18 protein-coding genes are annotated in these 17,765 nt (G+C 62.4%); 12 read left to right on the top strand and 6 right to left on the bottom strand.

The genetic code is table 11. From position 1 onward, the window contains the following. Positions 1–15 precede the first annotated feature (15 nt). Positions 16–2,160: an ATP-dependent DNA helicase DinG gene (gene dinG, locus PBDP_RS06210; RefSeq protein WP_092329194.1), complete on the bottom strand. Its 2,145-nt coding sequence runs from the start codon at positions 2,158–2,160 to the stop codon at positions 16–18. Between the two features lie 99 nt (positions 2,161–2,259). Here dinG and PBDP_RS06205 point away from each other — a divergent pair, with 99 nt between their 5' ends. Beyond that, positions 2,260–2,724: a CopD family protein gene (locus PBDP_RS06205; protein ID WP_109755704.1), complete on the top strand. Its 465-nt coding sequence runs from the start codon at positions 2,260–2,262 to the stop codon at positions 2,722–2,724. Positions 2,725–2,850: 126 nt separating this feature from the next. On the opposite strand, the gene PBDP_RS06200 is transcribed toward PBDP_RS06205, so the two are convergent. From PBDP_RS06200 to PBDP_RS06185, 4 genes are all read right to left on the bottom strand, one after another. Continuing rightward, entirely contained in the window at positions 2,851–3,609 is a 759-nt protein-coding gene (locus PBDP_RS06200; RefSeq protein WP_163855104.1) for a collagen-like protein, read from the bottom strand. Continuing rightward, positions 3,602–3,874, bottom strand: coding sequence for a DUF1145 domain-containing protein (locus PBDP_RS06195; protein WP_116831602.1), 273 nt, complete (start codon positions 3,872–3,874; stop codon positions 3,602–3,604). Before PBDP_RS06195 ends, PBDP_RS06200 begins: the two co-directional genes overlap by 8 nt. Before the next feature lie 145 nt (positions 3,875–4,019). Further along, positions 4,020–4,745, bottom strand: a complete 726-nt coding sequence (locus tag PBDP_RS06190; RefSeq protein ID WP_212801958.1) for a PA1041 family peptidoglycan-binding anchor lipoprotein — start codon at positions 4,743–4,745, stop codon at positions 4,020–4,022. A 90-nt stretch (positions 4,746–4,835) separates the two neighbouring features. Beyond that, positions 4,836–5,531 carry a PA1041 family peptidoglycan-binding anchor lipoprotein gene (locus tag PBDP_RS06185; protein ID WP_109755700.1) on the bottom strand — a complete coding sequence of 232 codons (696 nt, stop codon included), beginning with the start codon at positions 5,529–5,531 and terminating at the stop codon, positions 4,836–4,838. A 192-nt stretch (positions 5,532–5,723) separates the two neighbouring features. Between PBDP_RS06185 and PBDP_RS06180 the strand changes: the two genes are divergently transcribed. The 4 genes from PBDP_RS06180 (at position 5,724) to PBDP_RS06165 (ending at position 7,478) form a co-directional block, all read left to right on the top strand. Then, entirely contained in the window at positions 5,724–6,221 is a 498-nt protein-coding gene (locus PBDP_RS06180; RefSeq protein ID WP_109755699.1) for a DUF6231 family protein, read from the top strand. Between the two features lie 2 nt (positions 6,222–6,223). Beyond that, on the top strand, positions 6,224–6,712 hold the full coding sequence (locus tag PBDP_RS06175) for a YchJ family protein (RefSeq protein ID WP_162893798.1): 489 nt from the start codon (positions 6,224–6,226) through the stop codon (positions 6,710–6,712). A 71-nt stretch (positions 6,713–6,783) separates the two neighbouring features. Then, the gene (locus PBDP_RS06170; protein ID WP_109755698.1) at positions 6,784–7,269 is read left to right on the top strand and encodes an LEA/WHy family protein; all 486 of its coding nucleotides are present in this window, start codon (positions 6,784–6,786) and stop codon (positions 7,267–7,269) included. Between the two features lie 5 nt (positions 7,270–7,274). Further along, positions 7,275–7,478, top strand: coding sequence for an SEC-C metal-binding domain-containing protein (locus tag PBDP_RS06165; protein WP_003198420.1), 204 nt, complete (start codon positions 7,275–7,277; stop codon positions 7,476–7,478). A gap of 292 nt (positions 7,479–7,770) precedes the next feature. Here the strand turns inward: PBDP_RS06165 and PBDP_RS06160 are convergent, their stop codons facing one another. Next, positions 7,771–8,328, bottom strand: a complete 558-nt coding sequence (locus tag PBDP_RS06160; RefSeq protein WP_109755797.1) for a cysteine hydrolase family protein — start codon at positions 8,326–8,328, stop codon at positions 7,771–7,773. 207 nt (positions 8,329–8,535) lie between these two features. Between PBDP_RS06160 and PBDP_RS06155 the strand changes: the two genes are divergently transcribed. From PBDP_RS06155 to PBDP_RS06125, 7 genes are all read left to right on the top strand, one after another. Then, entirely contained in the window at positions 8,536–10,986 is a 2,451-nt protein-coding gene (locus PBDP_RS06155) for a penicillin acylase family protein (protein WP_109755697.1), read from the top strand. Between the two features lie 256 nt (positions 10,987–11,242). Then, complete coding sequence (locus PBDP_RS06150) at positions 11,243–12,268, top strand: ligase-associated DNA damage response exonuclease (protein ID WP_212801957.1); 1,026 nt, start codon at positions 11,243–11,245, stop codon at positions 12,266–12,268. Further along, the gene (locus PBDP_RS06145; protein WP_109755695.1) at positions 12,265–13,953 is read left to right on the top strand and encodes an ATP-dependent DNA ligase; all 1,689 of its coding nucleotides are present in this window, start codon (positions 12,265–12,267) and stop codon (positions 13,951–13,953) included. Before PBDP_RS06150 ends, PBDP_RS06145 begins: the two co-directional genes overlap by 4 nt. A 386-nt stretch (positions 13,954–14,339) precedes the next feature. Beyond that, positions 14,340–15,122 carry a transporter substrate-binding domain-containing protein gene (locus PBDP_RS06140; RefSeq protein ID WP_109755694.1) on the top strand — a complete coding sequence of 261 codons (783 nt, stop codon included), beginning with the start codon at positions 14,340–14,342 and terminating at the stop codon, positions 15,120–15,122. A 57-nt stretch (positions 15,123–15,179) separates the two neighbouring features. Further along, positions 15,180–15,908, top strand: a complete 729-nt coding sequence (locus PBDP_RS06135) for an ABC transporter permease (RefSeq protein ID WP_109755693.1) — start codon at positions 15,180–15,182, stop codon at positions 15,906–15,908. After that, a complete protein-coding gene (locus PBDP_RS06130) occupies positions 15,905–16,615 on the top strand; it encodes an ABC transporter permease (RefSeq protein WP_109755692.1) in 711 nt (236 codons plus the stop codon). Before PBDP_RS06135 ends, PBDP_RS06130 begins: the two co-directional genes overlap by 4 nt. Before the next feature lie 27 nt (positions 16,616–16,642). Further along, positions 16,643–17,761, top strand: coding sequence for a succinylglutamate desuccinylase/aspartoacylase family protein (locus PBDP_RS06125; protein ID WP_109755691.1), 1,119 nt, complete (start codon positions 16,643–16,645; stop codon positions 17,759–17,761). Positions 17,762–17,765 lie beyond the last annotated feature (4 nt).

Here is a 17,765-nt window from a genome sequence, read left to right as displayed (position 1 = left end):
GCAAATCACCAGAATCTAGGAAATCTCCCGCCGAAACGGTGGCAGCGCATTGAGGATCGCCTTGCCGTAGCGCTGGGTTACCAGCCTGCGGTCAAGCAAGGTGATGGTGCCGCGGTCCTCTTCGGTACGCAGCAAGCGGCCACAGGCCTGGACCAGTTTCAGCGATGCGTCCGGCACGGAGATTTCCATGAACGGGTTGCCGCCACGGGCTTCGATCCACTCGGCCAGCGCGGCTTCCACCGGATCGTCAGGGACGGAGAACGGGATCTTGGCGATCACCACGTGCTCGCAATAGGCACCGGGCAAATCCACGCCTTCGGCAAAACTCGCCAGGCCGAAGAGCACGCTGGAGTCCCCGCCGTCGACCCGCGCCTTGTGCTTGTTCAGGGTTTCCTGCTTCGACAGGTTGCCCTGGATGAACACCTGTTTGCGCCAGTCACGGTCAAGCCCATCGAACACGTCCTGCATCTGTTTACGCGAGGAAAACAACACCAGGGTGCCCCGCGAGCCTTCCACCAATTCCGGCAAGTCACGAATGATCGCCGCAGTGTGGGCGGCGGCATCCCGTGGGTCGGCCTTGAGGTCTGGCACCCGCAACACGCCGGCATCGGCGTGATGGAAGGGGCTCGGGACCACCGCGGTCACGGCTTTCTTCGGCAGGCCGGCGCGCATGCGGAAACGGTCGAACGTGCCCAGGGCGGTCAGCGTCGCGGACGTCACCAACGCACCGTAGGCCACGTTCCACAGGTTGCGCCGCAGCATTTCCGCCGCCAGGATCGGGCTGGCATTGACCTCGATGTCAAACAGCGAACCGCTTTCGGCCAGGGTCAGCCACCGGGCCATCGGCGGGTTGTCCTCCGGGTCTTCGGCGGTGAAGGCCGTCCACAGTTCCCAGTTGCCCTGGGAGCGGGACAACAGGCTGCCAAATAGCGGGTACCATTCCTCGGCCTGGTTGCTGGCGATGCCGATGTTGACCTCGCCATCCATGCCTTCCTTGAGCAGGTCGGTCAGGCGGGTGAACAGATCGGTCAGGCGGGCGAAGCCTTTCTTGAGCTCGATGCCCATTTCGCGCATGTGTTCAGGAATCACCCCGCCGACGAAGCGATGGCGTGGCCGCTCGCGGCCCTCGACGTCTTCGCCGGGCTTGAAGTCGGCCACTTGCTCGCAGGCGGTGAACATGAACTGCTGGTTCGTCTTGATTTCCCGCGCCAGCTCCGGCACTTGCTCGATGAACTTGCCCAGGTCACCCGGCAATGGATGCTGGGCCAGCAGTTTGGTGAGGTTCTTGGCGGTGGTTTCCAGCCAGTCGGCGGTGGAGCGTAGCCGGGTGTAATGGGCGAAATGGCCGATGGCCTTGTCCGGCAGGTGATGGCCTTCGTCGAATACGTAGATCGTGTCGCGCGGGTCCGGCAGCACCGCGCCACCGCCCAGGGCCAGGTCGGCCAGGACCATGTCGTGGTTGGTGACGATGACGTCGACCTTGCCCATGCCTTCGCGGGCCTTGTAGAAGGCGCACTGGCCGAAGTTCGGGCAATGGCGGTTGGTGCATTGGCTATGGTCTGTGGTCAGGCGCGACCAGTCGGCGTCTTCCAGGGCCGTGGACCAGCTGTCGCGGTCGCCGTCCCACTTATTGCCGGCCAGTTTCTCGATCATGCTGGTAAACAGCTTCTGGCTGGCTTCATCGACTTCGATCTTGAAGCCTTCTTCTTCGAACAGCTGGGCCGTGGCGGTCTGCGCCTGGCCTTCCTGGAGCAGCATGTCGAGCTTGGACAGGCACATGTAGCGCCCACGGCCCTTGGCCAGCGCGAACGTGAAGTTCAGGCCGCTATTGCGCATCAGGTCGGGCAGGTCCTTGTAGACGATCTGCTCCTGCAGGGCGACGGTCGCGGTGGCAATCACCAGGCGCTTGCCGGCGGCCTTGGCGGTGGGGATCGCCGCAAGGCTGTAGGCCACGGTCTTGCCGGTACCGGTGCCGGCCTCCACCGCCACGACGGCGGGCTCGCCACTGCGCCGGCCTTCGTCATCGGTGTCGATGTCACCCAGGACTTTTGCCACTTCGGCAATCATCAGGCGCTGGCCATATCGCGGCTTGAGGCTCTTGGCTTCGAGAAAACGCGAATAGGCGCCCTGGATCGTGGTTTTGAGTTCGGTGCTGATCATGAATGGTCGGGCGCTAAAAACGCTGGATAAATTTTCAGTGGTTCGGATCGGCGGCTATCATACCCCGCTAATGAATCCTGCGCAGAACGGAGTAACCCAATGACACCCTTTGCCCTTGTCTACACCCTGCATTTGCTGGCGGCCCTGGTTTGGGTCGGCGGCATGTTCTTCGCCTGGATGATCCTGCGCCCCGCCGCAATGACGGCACTTGAGGGCCCTGCCCGGCTCAAATTGTGGGTAGAAGTGTTTCAACGTTTTTTCGTCTGGGTCTGGGTGGCGGTGGTGCTTTTGCCGATCAGCGGTGTAGGCCTGATCCACGTGCGCTTCGCCGGCTTCGAAACCGCGCCGCGTTATGTGCAGATCATGATGGGCCTGTATGTGGTGATGGCGGCGCTGTTTATCCGCATCCAGGGCCTGCAACTGCCTTCGTTGCGTAACGCTGTGACTGCGCAGGATTGGCCGACGGGTGCGGCGGTGCTGGGGAGAATTCGCAAACTGGTGGGGATCAATTTGCTGATCGGGCTGCTGGTGGTGGCGATTGGCGCGGCGCGGCCGATGTTCTGAAAATATTGCACCTAACCCTGTGGGAGCGAGCTTGCTCGCGATGGCGGCACATCAGGCAATACTTGATCGACTGACCCAATGCCATCGCGAGCAGGCTCGCTCCTACAAGTCGGGATCAGATTTTCTTCAGAACCGCTGCACCGTCACCGCCCCCGCCGCGCCGGCAGGCCCCGGCTGGCCATCGGCACCCGGACGGCCGCTCTTGCCGCCGTCAGCGGTATAGACCAGACAACCCTTGGCCTTGCCACCGACACCGGGTTTGCCGCCGTGCCCAGCCGCGCCACCGGCGCCGCCGTCCACCGTCACCTTGATCTGCTCGGCAGGATAGGCGCGGGGCAGCTCAAGACGCACCAGTGCACCGGCCGCACCGGGCTGGCCATCGCTGCCGTTGCTGCCGTCGGCCCCGCGACCGGCCGCCCCCCAGGTGCAACCTGGCGCCTGGCCATTGGCGCCGTCCAGGCCGACGAAACCCGGCGCACCGGTGCCACCACGGGCATCCACCGACAACAGCGGCGCATTCAAGGCATTGAAGCGCAGGTTCAGATCCCGCCCCGGCCGCGCCGCTTTGGTGTAGGTACCCGGTGCGCCGCGTGAAGTGATCTGGCTGCCCTCGGCCAACTCAGCCTGGGCCACTTTCATTTCCAATACCTGCTGCGCCGGCACGATGGCGATCCGTGCCTCACGTCCCAGGTGCAATTGGTCGATGGTCAGTTCCGTGACATTGGAAGGCACCAGCAGCGTGCCGTAGTCGGCCACGTCCAGCCGCTCCAGGGTCAGGGTACTGGTGGTGTTGGGCAGACGCATCAACGAATGGCTTTCGACCTGGACCACTTGGGCCGAAGCCCATGGGCATACGAGTGCGGCGAGCAGACACAATTTACGCATGGGAAGCCTCTGGCGCGGTCGGGAGGGTTTGCAGATGGAAGATGCCGAACAGCAGCACTCTGAGGCGATCGCGGCCAGGCGCGGGACGGCCACGAAAACTGGCCCTGAACACCAGCAGTTCCAATAGATGGAGCGCCAGTAAAAACGCTGCGGCGAAATTGACCAGCAGATGCAACGGATGGACGAACGGCACAATCAGGTTGACCAGCACCACCAGCCAGAACAGTAGGGTCAGTAAACGCCCCAGCCCCCAAAACACCTTCATATGCCCCCCCGATGAGTATTATTCTTTGGCCGCACAGTAACGGCTTGCGCGCAGGATAAGCCAGAGGGCAAGGCAAATTTAATTTACCGCCGGCCAGCGACCGCCGAACCGCCCTCCTCGCGATCCGACGGCTCTGGCTCAGGGCTCAACGCTGGATATGCAGCTCGACCCGACGGTTCTGTGCCCGCCCTTCGTCGGTTTCATTGTCAGCCACCGGCTCGCTTTCGCCCTTGCCTTCACTGGTGAGTTTGTCGGGAGCCAGCCCCTGGGTCAGCAAATATTCGACGACGCTGCTGGCCCGACGTTCGGACAGCCCCTGGTTATAGGCATCAGTGCCGACACTGTCGGTGTGCCCCACCACCCGGATGCTGGCGACATTGGCATGGCTGAGTTTGCCCATCAGCCCATCGAGTTGGCTTCGGGCTTGCGCGGTGAGATCGGATTTGTCGAAATCGAACAGCACCTTGCCGGCATCGTTAAGGGTGATGACTTCGGTGGCCGGTGCTTCAGGCTCGACCGGCGGGGCGCTGGCCGGGTATTGCGGCAGCGGGCAGCCGTGATGCTCGACGGGAGTATTGGCCGGCGTATCGGGGCAACGGTCGCGGCGGTCGAACACCCCGTCGTTGTCTTCATCGCCATCTTGGGCGTAGCAGATCAAACCACCGCCCAGCAGCCCCAACGCGGCGCCACCGGCGGCCCAGCCGCTGCTTTCGATGGCCCCCAATCCGCCACCGACCAAGCCGCCGATCAGGCTACAGATCGGCCAGGTGCGTTGATTGAGGGGGGCGCTGCCATCGCTGTGCGTGGCACAACCGGACAACACGCTGCTGGCCAGCAGCACCGGTAAGACGGCCTTGATAAGAACGTTCATGGTGAAGGCTCCTGTGTCACCGGCCCATACCGGTCACACAGGAGTAAAGACTGTCATCCGCCACTCTACAAGCCGCGGATGGCAAGGGTTTTAGCGATTTATCCGGATTTCCGTGCGACGGTTCTGGGCGCGTCCGTCGGCGGTCTTGTTGTCGGCCACTGGCTGGCTTTCCCCGGCACCACTCACCGAGACGAAACTGGCGCGAGGCACGCCTTGATCGACCAGGTAGTTCACCACCGAATTGGCCCGTTTCTCTGACAGGCGTTGGTTATAGGCATCGCTGCCGACGCTGTCGGTATGGCCGGTGACGCGCAATTGCGCGGTGGACGTTTCCTGTTTCAGCCGGGTGGCGACTGTGCTCAGGACCTCTTTGTCGCCCGGGGTCAACGTGGCTTTGTTGAATTCAAAGTGCACATCGCGGATCACGATGGTTTCTTCCTTGACCACTGCGGGTTCTTCAACCACCGGCGCTGGAGCGGGCGGTGGGCAACCGTCGGCATCGACCTGCACGCCCTTCGGTGTACCCGGGCACTTGTCGCGGCTGTCCGGCACGCCATCGCCGTCTTCGTCGCCGTCGCCATGGGCCCAGCACCAGCCCGCCGCAACGGTGCCGGCCACCAGCGCTCCCGGGCCGATCCAGGAACTGCTTTCGATGGCGCCCAGTCCCGCGCCGACAACACCACCAGTGGCCGCACAGATCGGCCAGTCGGTTTTCTGCAAACCTGCGCAACCAGTCAACACACTGGTTAGCAGAACCAGGGGTAACGCTGTCCGAACTATGCTCATTGGGTTTTCTCCTTGAGGGATCGGCTCTGCGCCGATTCAGGGGAGTAAAGACCCGTCTGCGGATCTGCGCCAGCCTGAGCAATCGCGGGTTTTCGCCCCGTGTTTGCGACGTTTGCGCCCATTCAGGGACAAACCGCTCTAGGCCAGGATGTCCGGGCAGGCTATCGTGACGCTTCTGACTGAGGAACTTCGATGACCGTTGCCATTTCTTCGCGTACGCCCCAGCAAGCCCTGGCGGCCGTGCTTGACCGTTATGCCCCGCAAAAACTGCTGTTGATCGGTGCCAGTGGCTTTCCCGCACTCGAAGCGTTCCAGCAGGCCCACCCCGACACCGAAGTGGTCCATGCCGGCCCAGGCGCGCTGCCGGCGGACGTGGCGGCGCGGCGTTTTGACCTGGCCCTGGCGCTCGATTGCCTGGAGCATTTGCCCAAGCGCGACGGTCTGAACCTGTTGGGCGGCATCCGCAATCTCAACGCCAGCCGTATCGCCGTGCTGGCAGACCTCAACGCCTGCGGCTGGCAAGAGACGGACTTTTTTTCCCTGGCCCTGCAAGCCAGCGAGCGATTCCAGCGCGAAGAGCAGGTGCTGACCCTGTTTACCTATGATCTGCTTGAATACAAGCAAGTCCCCGACTGGCTCAACTCGCGCTTTTGGGCCAACCCGGAAAACTTTGGAAAATATTGGTGGTAGCCGTGAACACAAGCCCGCACACACCCATTTGCCCCTGCGGCAGTGGCAACACACTGGACGCCTGCTGCGGCCATTACCACGACGGTCACCCGGCGCCTTGCGCCGAAGCCTTGATGCGCTCGCGCTACAGCGCCTACGTGCTGGGCCTGGTGGATTATCTGGTCGCCACCACCCTGCCCGCCCAGCAGCAAGGGCTCGATCGCCAGTCGATCAGCGAGTGGAGCGCCAACAGCACCTGGTTGGGACTGGAGGTGGAAAGCAGCGAAGTGTTCGGCGGGCAACCTGAGCACGCCTTTGTCACGTTCACGGCGCGCTGGCACGACGGCCAGGGGGAGCACAGCCACCGTGAACAATCTTCGTTCGTACAGAACAACGGGCGCTGGTACTTCATCGACCCGACCGTGCCAGTCAAGACTGGCCGCAACGACAACTGCCCGTGCGGCAGCGGGCACAAATTCAAGAAGTGCTGCGCCGGCTACTTCAATCGCTGACTTTTCGGAAACGTCCGACGCTCGTCCATCGGCCCATAGGGCTAGACTGGGGATAAACCAGAGGCACGGACATGACCCCACCATCACTCTTGCTGCGCATCACCTGCCTGCTGCTATTCGTCGGGCTCGGCGGCTGCGCGTCCTGGTGGGGTGAAGAAGCCCCTGAGCCACAAGTGCATCTGGTCAAGGTCGAGGTGGTGCGGGCCCGGCTGCTGGAACAGAAGTTCATGCTGCACTTTCGCGTCGACAACCCGGGCGACAGCGACCTGACCGTTCGCGGCCTGACGTATCGCATCCACCTGGGCGACCTGTTGCTGACCGAAGGTGAGCATGAACACTGGTTCACCGTACGCCCCAGACACAGTGCCTACTTCAAGGTGCCGATCCGCACCAACCTGTGGCCGCAGGTGCGGGATGTGGTGAAGTTGCTGGAGAAACCCCGGGAACAGATCCCCTATCGTCTGGAAGGTGAGCTGGAAACCGGATTATTCATCGCCCACTACGTGCACCTTGAGCGCAATGGCGTGATAATCGCCGCCGATTTTATTGCGGAGTAACCCCGATGACCCAGCAACCCCATGTCCACGGCCCTGATTGCAACCACGATCACGACCATCATCACGATCATGACCACGGCCACGTCCACGGCCCGAACTGCGGCCACGCCCACCAGGAACCGGTACGCAACGCCCTGAAGGATGTCGGCCGCAACGACCCTTGCCCATGCGGTAATGGCAAGAAATTCAAGAAGTGCCACGGGGCTTGAAGGTTCGGGCGCAGATAATCTTCGCCTGTTGAATCGCTATCGCGAGCAGGCTCGCTCCCACAGGGGGTCTGCGACGCTCGTAAGGCCGGGGCTCACCACCGACTTCTGTGGGAGCGGGCTTGCTCGCGAATGCGGCGGGTCAGTTGGCATTGATTAACCTGACACACCCTCTTCGCGAGCAAGCCCGCTCCCACAAGGGCATTGCGGTGAAGCGATATTCCATGATCAGTGCAGAATCCAGTGTGGGAGCGAGCCTGCTCGCGATGAGGCCGGCACTTTCAATGCCTGTCTATCAGACTGCCTCAAGAACCCGCTTCACACTGACCACCGTCGCATACTCGCCATGCAAGTTGCCCAGGGACATGGCGTGCACCTCGCCAGCCGAACGGGCATTGCCGAAATAGTCGGTCTTGTCGAAGGTAAAGCAGGCATCCTCGACCACCCACGTGTCGAACCCCAGATTACCGGCCGTACGCGCCGTGGACTCCACCGAGTTGTGCGTCGCCACGCCGACGATCACCAGTTGCCCGATGCCTGCCCTGCGCAGGTCTTCTTCCAGGGGCGTGCCACTGAACGCATCCGGCACCTGTTTTTGAATCAACCACTCCCCGGCCATCGGCTCGAACCGTGGCTGGACCTCCACGCCCGACTGTCCCGGCCAGAACACCGAATCCGGCGAGCGGGACAAGTGGTGGACATGAATCACCGGTCGAACCGTGTGCCGCCAGAAAGCCAGAAGCTCCAGCATCCGCAGTTCTGCCTCGGGGTTGTTGCGAGGGCCGAGCCTGGGGTGAAGAATGCCTTTTTGTTGATCGATGAGGATCAGCGCTGCGTTGATCTGTAGCTCCATGCCGATTTCCTCTTGCTCAGTCATTGAATTTCCACACTTGGGCATCACCTCTTCCTGACAGGCAAGCCCTCGAGCGAAAGAGCTTACCCGAGCCCTGGGTTTTGTCGCCAAATCAACAAATAACCCTCGCCCCCGCTTGCGCGCCCCCCTCCTGCTCACTAACGTAGCGCCTTTATTGCCGCCACCCCCTCCCGCAGGAGCTTTGCCATGGCCTCGCCAGCCTCTATTTCCTTCATCCCCCGGCTCGGCGTTGCCGCCGCGGTGGCCAGTGTGCTCGGTTTGAGCGGATGCCAGACCTGGAATGCCCAGGACACTGTCCCGCCCACTTCCGGCGTGCAGCCGCTCAAGGGGCTGGCGCAGAACGTCTCGGTCCGCCGCAATGCCACGGGCATGCCGCTGATCGAAAGCAACAGTTTTCATGACGCCCTGTTCACCCTCGGCTACGTCCATGCCAGTGACCGCATCACCCAGATGGTGACCCTGCGTCTGCTGGCCCAGGGGCGGTTGGCAGAGATGTCCGGCGCCGAACGGCTGGACGTCGACCGCTACATGCGCGCCGTCAACCTGAAGAAAAACGCCGATGAGCTGTACAAGGCGTCTTCGCCACGGCTCAAGCGCTTCTTCGAAGTCTATGCCCGCGGCGTCAACGCCTACCTGTTCCGCTACCGCGACAAGTTGCCGGCGGACTTGGCCGCCACCGGTTACAAACCCGAGTACTGGAAACCGGAAGACTCGGCGCTGATGTTCTGCCTGCTGAATTTCAGCCAATCGGCCAACCTGCCGGAAGAAATCGCTAGCCTGGTGCTGGCCCAGACGGTCACCAACGACAAACTCGCCTGGCTGAGCCCATCCTATCCGGATGAACAACTGCCCCAGGCCGAAGCCGACAAGCTTCAGGGCGTGCGGCTCAACGGCCAGATTCCGGGCCTGAACGAGATCAGCAAGGCCACCAGCCAGTTGGCCGGGCTGAACCTTTTGAGTGCTGCCTCTTCGAGTAACTGGGCCATCGCGCCGCAACGCAGCCGCAGCGGCAAGAGTCTGTTGGCCAGCGACAGCCATGGCCCGCTGGGCATGCCAGGACTGTGGAGCCCCGTACAGATCCGGGCGCCCAAGTACCAGGCGGCCGGGGTTTCCGTGGCGGGCATTCCGATGATCCTGGCCGGTTTCAACGGCAAAGTGGCCTGGAGCATGACCAGCGTGCTGGGCGATAACCAGGACCTGTTCCTGGAAAAAATCCGGCGCCAGGGCAACGGCTTGTCCTACGAGGCCAACGGCAAATGGCAACCGGCAATCGTGCGCAACGAAACCTATTTCATCAAAGGCCAGCGGCCGATTCGTGAAGCGGTGTTCGAGACCCGCCACGGCCCGCTGCTCAACAGCGCCCAGGGCCCGGCCATGGCCAACGGCTTTGGCCTGGCGTTGCAGATGCCGAGCCTGGGCGACGACAAGACCCTGGATGCCTTCTTCGACCTGTCCCGGGCACAAAACGTCGAGAAAGCCTCCGATGCCAGCCGGGAAATCCGCGCCATGGCCGTGAATATGGTATTCGCCGACGCCAGCAACATCGGCTGGCAAGTCACCGGTCGCTACCCCAACCGCCGCGAAGGCGAAGGCCTGTTACCGTCCCCAGGCTGGGATGGTCGCTACGATTGGGACGGTTACGCCGACCCGATGCTGCACCCGTACGACCAGGATCCGGCCCAAGGCTGGCTCGGCACAGCCAACCAGCGGGTCATTCCCCACGGCTACGGCATGCAGTTGTCCAACTCCTGGGCCGCACCGGAGCGTGGCGAGCGCCTGGCCGAACTGGCCAGCGCGGGCAAGCACGACTCCCGCAGCCTGACCGCCATGCAATACGACCAGACCACGACCTTCGCCGCCAAACTCAAGAAGGTCTTCGAAGCCCCGGGCATGTCCCAACCGCTCAAACAGGCGATCGAAGCCCTGCCGGTGGCTGACCGGGCCAAGGCCCGCGAAGCCTATACCCGCTTGATGGCATTCGATGGCCGGCTCAGCCCGACCTCCGCCGATGCGGCGATCTATGAGCTGTTCCTGCAGGAAAGCATGAAACAGATCTTCCTCGACGAACTGGGCCCGGACAGCAGCCCGGCGTGGAAAGCGCTGATCGCCAATGGCCAATTGTCCTACTCGGCCCAGGCCGATCATCTGCTGGCTCGCGAGGACAGCCCGTTCTGGGACGACGTGCGGACACCGCAGAAGGAAGACAAGGCCGTCATCCTGGCCCGCAGCCTCGCCGCGACCATCAGCGCCGGTGACAGCCAGTTGGGCGGTGACCACAAGGCTTGGCAGTGGGGCAAGTTGCATCGCTACGAGTGGAAGAACAGTAACGGCCAGATCGTGCGCGGACCGCTGCCGGCCGGTGGCGACGCCACCACGCTCAACACCGCGGCGTACGCCGTGGGGCAGGATTTCAATACCACCCTGGCACCGGCCATGCGTTTTATCGTTGACTTCGGCCAACCTGAACCGCTGATGATCCAGGACGGCACCGGCCAGTCCGGCAACCCGGTCAGCCCGAACTATGCCAATGGCATCGATCCGTGGATCAAGGGGCAATATCAGAACCTGCCCTTGCAGCCGCAGAACTTCGATCGGGCCTATGGCAAGACGCGGTTGACCCTGGTGCCGGGCAAATAGACTCTCCACTGTGGCGAGGGGATTTAGCGAAACGTCGCACCGCCCCGCTGGGCTGCGAAGCAGCCCTGAAACCAAGCAACTCGATCTTTCAGGCAAATTGAGTTGGCTGATTTGGGACTGCTTCGCAGTCCAGCGGGGATAAATCCCCTCGCCACATTTTTCCCTCCTGTCACCTGATCCTGTCCGCCAACAATCCGATAGAACTTCCCCTCTCGCCTGAGCCTCTACCTGACAAGCCCATCGCCCCGGTGACTGCATGGATCTTGTCATTGCCCGCCCCGAAGGCCTGTACTGTCCGCCTGGAGATTTCTACATCGACCCGTGGCGCCCGGTCGAACGTTCGGTTATCACCCACGCCCACGGCGATCATGCCCGCATCGGCAACCAACACTACCTGGCAGCGGCACCCGGCGAAGGCATTCTGCGCTCACGCCTGGGCCAGGACATCAACTTGCAAACCCTGCCCTACGGCGAGCGCTTGCGGCATCACGGCGTGACCTTGAGTTTCCATCCCGCCGGCCATGTACTGGGTTCGGCCCAGGTGCGGCTGGAATACCAAGGTGAGGTCTGGGTGGCATCGGGGGATTACAAGGTCGAGCCCGACGGTACCTGTGCGCCGTTCGAACCGGTGAAATGTCATACATTCATTACGGAATCGACCTTCGGCCTGCCCATCTATCGCTGGCAGCCCCAGGCGCAAGTCTTCGACGAGATCAACCAATGGTGGCGCGGGAACATCGCGGTCGGTCGCGCCAGCGTGTTGTTCTGCTATTCCTTTGGCAAGGCCCAGCGGATTCTCCACGGCATCGATGAAAGCCTCGGACCGATCCTGGCCCATGGCGCGGTGGAACCGCTGAACCGGGTCTACCGCGAGGCCGGCGTGCGGCTACCGCCGACGATCTATGCCGGCGACGTGAAGAAGAACGACCCGATCATGGGCCAGGCGCTGGTCATCGCCCCGCCCTCCGCCGGGGGGAGCAGTTGGATGCGCCGTTTCGGTGACTACAGCGACGCCTTCGCCAGCGGCTGGATGCGCCTGCGCGGTACACGTCGGCGGCGTGGCGTGGACCGGGGGTTCGTGCTGTCCGATCACGCCGACTGGCCCGGCCTTCTCTGGGCCATCGAACAGACCGGCGCCGAACGGGTAATGGTCACCCATGGCTCGGTCGGCGTGCTAGTGCGCCATTTGTGCGAGCAAGGCCTCGACGCCCAGGGTTTCATCACCGAATACGGCGACGATGAAGAAGAGCTCGGTGCCGACACCAGCGAGGGGGCGTCATGAAGGCCTTCGCCGAGCTGTACGCTGAATTGGACGCTACGACCTCCAGCAACGCCAAGCTTGCCGCCATGCAAAATTATTTCACCCTGGCCCCGCCCCAGGACGCCGCGTGGGCCGTGTATTTCCTTTCCGGTGGACGCCCACGGCAACTGGTGCCGGTCAAGATTCTGCGGGAATTGGCAGTGCAGGTGTCGGGCTTGTCGACGTGGTTGTTCGAAGAGAGCTACCAGGCCGTGGGCGACTTGGCCGAAACCATTTCGCTGGTATTGCCGGAATCGCCCCACAGCTCCGACGAAGGCCTGGCGCTGTGGATCGAGGAGAAATTGCTGCCGTTGCGCGGCGAATCGCCCGAGGTGTTGGCGCAGCGGCTGCCAGCATTGTGGGCACAACTGGACCGACCGAGCCTGATGCTGTGTATCAAGCTCATCACCGGCAGTTTCCGCGTCGGCGTATCCAAACTGCTGGTAACCCGGGCCCTGGCCGGCATGGCCAACCTGGACAGCAAGCGGGTGGCCCAGCGCCTGGTGGGCTATACCGATCTGTCCCATCGTCCGACTGCCGCCGGCTACCTCAAGTTGATCGCCGCCGAATCCGCCGATGAGCACGCCCAGCGCGGCGGCCAGCCTTATCCATTCTTCCTGGCCCATGGGTTGTCCGCACCGGTGGAGCAATTCGACGCGCTGCTGGGGCCGGCCAGTGACTGGCAAGTGGAATGGAAGTGGGATGGCATCCGCTCCCAGGTGGTCAAGCGTGACGGCCAGCTCTGGGTCTGGTCCAGGGGTGAGGACCTGGTAACCGAGCGCTTCCCTGAATTGCAGGTGTTGGCCCAGGCGCTGCCCGACGGCACGGTCATCGACGGAGAAATCGTCGTGTGGAAAACCACCGAGCCGTTGACCGAAGACGCCTTCGACCCGGATGCGCCGCTGCAACCGGCGGTGCAACCCTTCGCCCTGCTGCAACAGCGCATCGGGCGCAAGACCCTGGGCAAGAAAATCCTCGAGGATGCGCCCGTGGTGGTGATGGCCTACGACCTTCTGGAATGGCAAGGCGAAGACTGGCGCAGCCGCCCCCAGGTCGAGCGCCGCGAGCAACTGGAAGCGCTGATTGCCCGCGCCCATAGCCCGGTGCTATTGCCATCGCCGATCGTCACCGGCCCGGATTGGTTCGACCTCGCCCGGCAACGCGAAGCCTCTCGCAGCCTCGGTGTCGAAGGCATGATGCTCAAGGCCCGCGATGCCCTGTACGGCGTCGGTCGGACCAAGGACATGGGCGTGTGGTGGAAGTGGAAGATCGACCCGTTCAGTGTCGACGCGGTGTTGATCTATGCCCAGCGCGGCCACGGTCGGCGCGCCAGCCTCTACAGCGACTACACCTTCGCGGTGTGGGACAACCCGCCGGGCAGTCGCGAACGCAGCCTGGTGCCCTTCGCCAAGGCGTATTCGGGGCTGACCGATGAAGAAATGCGCCAGGTCGACAGCATCGTGCGCAAGACCACCGTGGAAAAGTTCGGCCCGGTGAGCAGTGTCACGCCGACCCTGGTATTCGAGCTGGGCTTCGAGGGCATCGCCCTGTCCAAGCGCCACAAGAGTGGGATCGCGGTGCGCTTTCCGCGGATGTTGCGCTGGCGCCAGGACAAGCGCGTCGACGAAGCCGACACATTGGCAACGCTCCAGGACCTACTGAAATAGCAGGCACTCCCTTTGTGGCGAGGGGATTTATCCCCGCTGGGCTGCGAAGCAGCCCCAAAAAGCCTGAGATGAACAACCTGACACTCCGAGGCGGCTGACTGTTGGGTCTGCTGCGCAGCCCAGCGGGGATAATCCCCTCGCCACAAATAATTGCTCCCCCCATAGTGTTTCCCCAAACAACGCACGCTCCATCCCGGTGCGCTTTTTGATGTACGCTCACCCTCGCGCACCATCGCGTTCCGTCCACAGCCGTCCGTGCTTTTAAAACACTTGTTCGGCACTCTGGTTCGGAAATTGCTACCTTTATGCCGTCATACCGTTCTCGCCTTCACCGGTAACAATACTTACGCGCCACAAGCGCTCATATTGGTTTTAGGGATTGAATAATGAAAAAAGCACTGCTGACCCTTTCTGCACTGGCGTTGTGCATGGCCGCCGGCGTCGCCACGGCCAAGGAATACAAGGAACTGCGTTTTGGTGTCGACCCCTCCTACGCCCCGTTTGAATCCAAGGCCGCCGACGGCAGCCTGGTCGGTTTCGACATTGACCTGGGCAATGCGATCTGCGCGGAACTGAAGGTCAAATGCAAATGGGTCGAAAGCGATTTCGACGGCATGATCCCTGGCCTGAAAGCCAATAAGTTCGACGGTGTGATCTCTTCCATGACCGTGACCCCGGCCCGCGAAAAAGTCATCGACTTCTCCAGCGAGCTGTTCTCCGGCCCGACGGCGTATGTGTTCAAGAAAGGTTCAGGCTTGAGCGAAGACGTTGCCTCGCTCAAAGGCAAAACCGTCGGCTACGAACAAGGCACCATCCAGGAAGCCTACGCCAAGGCCGTGCTGGACAAGGCCGGCGTCAAGACCCAGGCCTACCAGAACCAGGACCAGGTCTATTCCGACCTGACCTCCGGCCGCCTCGATGCAGCGATCCAGGACATGCTGCAAGCCGAGCTGGGCTTCCTGAAATCGCCAAAAGGCGAAGGCTATGAAATCAGCAAGCCAGTGGACAGCGAACTGCTGCCGGCCAAGACCGCCATCGGTATCAAGAAAGGTAACACCGAGCTGAAGGCTCTTTTGGACAAAGGTATCAAAGCGTTACACGACGACGGCAAGTACGCCGAAATCCAGAAAAAACACTTTGGCGATCTGAATCTGTACAGCGGCAAATAATGCGCGGCGCCCATCCGGCCTCGGATGGGCGCTTTTCTCCTGCCAAAGGCCTCTTTCATGTTCGAACAACTCCTACAAAATCTGGGGCTCTCCGCCTTCAGCCTGCAGGGCTTTGGCCCGTTGCTGATGCAAGGCACCTGGATGACCATCAAGCTGTCGGCCCTGTCCTTGTTGCTGAGCGTCTTGCTCGGCCTGCTGGGCGCCAGCGCCAAGCTGTCCAGCGTCAAACTGCTGCGAATTCCTGCCCAGCTCTACACCACGCTGATTCGCGGCGTGCCGGACCTGGTGCTGATGCTGCTGATTTTCTACAGCCTGCAAACCTGGCTGACCTCGTTTACCGACTTCATGGAATGGGAATACATCGAAATCGACCCATTCGGCGCCGGGGTGATCACCCTGGGTTTCATCTATGGCGCGTACTTCACCGAAACCTTTCGCGGCGCGATCCTCGCGGTCCCCCGGGGCCAGGTCGAAGCCGCCACCGCGTATGGCCTCAAGCGTGGCCAGCGCTTTCGCTTCGTGGTGTTTCCACAAATGATGCGCTTTGCCCTGCCGGGTATCGGCAACAACTGGATGGTGATGCTCAAGGCCACCGCGCTGGTGTCGATCATCGGCCTGGCCGACCTGGTCAAGGCCGCCCAGGATGCGGGCAAGAGCACCTACCAACTGTTTTACTTCCTGGTACTGGCGGCACTGATCTACCTGCTGATCACCAGCGCGTCCAATTTCGTCCTGCGCTGGCTTGAACGTCGCTACGCCGCCGGAGCCCGGGAGGCGGTGCGATGATCGAACTTCTGCAAGAATACTGGCGGCCGTTCCTTTACAGCGATGGCGTCAACGTCACGGGCCTGGCCATGACCCTGTGGCTGCTCAGCGCCTCGCTGCTGATCGGTTTCGTGGTGTCGATCCCACTATCCATCGCCCGGGTTTCACCCAAGTTCTACGTACGCTGGCCGGTGCAGTTCTACACCTACCTGTTCCGTGGCACGCCGCTTTATATCCAATTGCTGATCTGCTACACCGGCATCTATAGCATCGCAGCGGTGCGCGCCCAGCCATTGCTCGACAGCTTCTTCCGCGATGCGATGAACTGCACGATCCTGGCCTTCGCCTTGAACACCTGCGCCTACACCACGGAGATTTTCGCCGGGGCGATCCGCAGCATGAACCATGGCGAAGTCGAAGCGGCCAAGGCTTACGGCCTCACCGGCTGGAAGCTGTACGCCTACGTGATCATGCCCTCGGCCCTGCGTCGTTCGCTGCCGTACTACAGCAACGAAGTGATCCTGATGCTGCACTCGACGACCGTGGCGTTCACCGCTACCGTTCCTGATGTGCTGAAAGTCGCCCGGGACGCCAACTCGGCCACGTTCCTGACGTTCCAGTCGTTTGGCATCGCCGCGTTGATCTACCTGACCGTCACCTTTGCACTGGTGGGCCTCTTCCGCCTCGCCGAACGCCGCTGGCTGGCCTTTCTCGGGCCGACCCACTAGGGCTTTTGTTCCAGGAAACACACGCAAATGCGCCACCAGATCCATGACTTGCTGGGGCCCGTACCGGGGACCGCGCGCAAGATCCACAGCTTCCACTTCGGCCCGGAAAAAGCCGAGGGCAAGATCTACATCCAGTCGTCCCTGCACGCCGATGAACTGCCCGGCATGCTGGTCGCCTGGCACCTCAAGCAGCGCCTGGCCGAACTCGAAGCGTCGGGCCACCTGCGGCACGAGATCGTGCTGGTGCCCGTCGCCAACCCCATCGGCCTCGAACAGGTGTTGATGGACGTGCCCCTGGGCCGCTACGAAACCGAGAGCGGGCAGAACTTCAACCGGCGCTTCGTCGACCTGAGCGAAGAGATCGGCAACGACATCCAGGACCTGCTCACCGACGATCCGCAGCACAACCTGATGCTGATCCGCACCAGCTTGCGCGACGCTCTCGCCCGGCAGACCCCAGGCACGCAATTGCAATCCCTGCGCCTGACCCTGCAACGGCTGGCCTGCGACGCCGACATGGTGCTGGACCTGCATTGCGACTTCGAAGCCGTGGCCCATCTCTACACCACGCCCGAAGCCTGGCCGCAGGTCGAGCCGCTGGCGCGCTACATCGGTGCCGAAGCCAGCCTGCTGGCGACCGATTCGGGTGGCCAGTCGTTCGACGAATGCTTCACCCTGCTCTGGTGGCAACTCAAGGAACGCTTCGGCGAACGCTACGAGATCCCCCTGGGCAGCTTTTCGGTCACAGTGGAATTGCGTGGCCAGGGTGACGTCAACCACGGGCTGGCGAGCCTCGACTGCCAGGCCCTGATCGAGTACCTGATCCGTTTCGGCGCCATCGACGGCGAACCGATGCCAATGCCAGAACTGCCCTACCCTGCCACGCCGCTGGCCGCTGTCGAGCCGGTGGCAACGCCCGTGGGCGGGTTGCTGGTCTATAGCGCCCTGCCCGGCGAGTATCTGGAGGCGGGGCAACTGGTGGCGGAAGTCATTGACCCGGTCAACGACACTGTCACCCCTGTCCATTGCCGTAACGCCGGGCTGATGTACGCCCGCTCGCTGCGCCGCATGGCGACTGCCGGCATGGTCATCGCCCATGTCGCCGGCACCGAAGCCTACCGCAGCGGCTACTTACTTTCGCCTTGAGGAT

Origin of the sequence: Pseudomonas sp. St290, from assembly GCF_018325805.1 — a bacterium.
In the GTDB taxonomy this organism is placed as follows: Bacteria; Pseudomonadota; Gammaproteobacteria; order Pseudomonadales; family Pseudomonadaceae; genus Aquipseudomonas; species Aquipseudomonas bijieensis.
Note: the sequence above shows the minus strand (reverse complement) of the source record. Positions and strands in the feature narration are given on the sequence as shown.

What these genes read in the sequence shown, in the direction of transcription:
- dinG (WP_092329194.1), bottom strand. Translation starts at nt 2,160, where the DNA reads ATGATCAGCACCGAACTCAAAACCACGATCCAGGGCGCCTATTCGCGT.
- PBDP_RS06205 (WP_109755704.1), top strand. Translation starts at nt 2,260, where the DNA reads ATGACACCCTTTGCCCTTGTCTACACCCTGCATTTGCTGGCGGCCCTG.
- PBDP_RS06200 (WP_163855104.1), bottom strand. Translation starts at nt 3,609, where the DNA reads ATGCGTAAATTGTGTCTGCTCGCCGCACTCGTATGCCCATGGGCTTCG.
- PBDP_RS06195 (WP_116831602.1), bottom strand. Translation starts at nt 3,874, where the DNA reads ATGAAGGTGTTTTGGGGGCTGGGGCGTTTACTGACCCTACTGTTCTGG.
- PBDP_RS06190 (WP_212801958.1), bottom strand. Translation starts at nt 4,745, where the DNA reads ATGAACGTTCTTATCAAGGCCGTCTTACCGGTGCTGCTGGCCAGCAGC.
- PBDP_RS06185 (WP_109755700.1), bottom strand. Translation starts at nt 5,531, where the DNA reads ATGAGCATAGTTCGGACAGCGTTACCCCTGGTTCTGCTAACCAGTGTG.
- PBDP_RS06180 (WP_109755699.1), top strand. Translation starts at nt 5,724, where the DNA reads ATGACCGTTGCCATTTCTTCGCGTACGCCCCAGCAAGCCCTGGCGGCC.
- PBDP_RS06170 (WP_109755698.1), top strand. Translation starts at nt 6,784, where the DNA reads ATGACCCCACCATCACTCTTGCTGCGCATCACCTGCCTGCTGCTATTC.
- PBDP_RS06165 (WP_003198420.1), top strand. Translation starts at nt 7,275, where the DNA reads ATGACCCAGCAACCCCATGTCCACGGCCCTGATTGCAACCACGATCAC.
- PBDP_RS06160 (WP_109755797.1), bottom strand. Translation starts at nt 8,328, where the DNA reads ATGGAGCTACAGATCAACGCAGCGCTGATCCTCATCGATCAACAAAAA.
- PBDP_RS06155 (WP_109755697.1), top strand. Translation starts at nt 8,536, where the DNA reads ATGGCCTCGCCAGCCTCTATTTCCTTCATCCCCCGGCTCGGCGTTGCC.
- PBDP_RS06150 (WP_212801957.1), top strand. Translation starts at nt 11,243, where the DNA reads ATGGATCTTGTCATTGCCCGCCCCGAAGGCCTGTACTGTCCGCCTGGA.
- PBDP_RS06145 (WP_109755695.1), top strand. Translation starts at nt 12,265, where the DNA reads ATGAAGGCCTTCGCCGAGCTGTACGCTGAATTGGACGCTACGACCTCC.
- PBDP_RS06140 (WP_109755694.1), top strand. Translation starts at nt 14,340, where the DNA reads ATGAAAAAAGCACTGCTGACCCTTTCTGCACTGGCGTTGTGCATGGCC.
- PBDP_RS06135 (WP_109755693.1), top strand. Translation starts at nt 15,180, where the DNA reads ATGTTCGAACAACTCCTACAAAATCTGGGGCTCTCCGCCTTCAGCCTG.
- PBDP_RS06130 (WP_109755692.1), top strand. Translation starts at nt 15,905, where the DNA reads ATGATCGAACTTCTGCAAGAATACTGGCGGCCGTTCCTTTACAGCGAT.
- PBDP_RS06125 (WP_109755691.1), top strand. Translation starts at nt 16,643, where the DNA reads ATGCGCCACCAGATCCATGACTTGCTGGGGCCCGTACCGGGGACCGCG.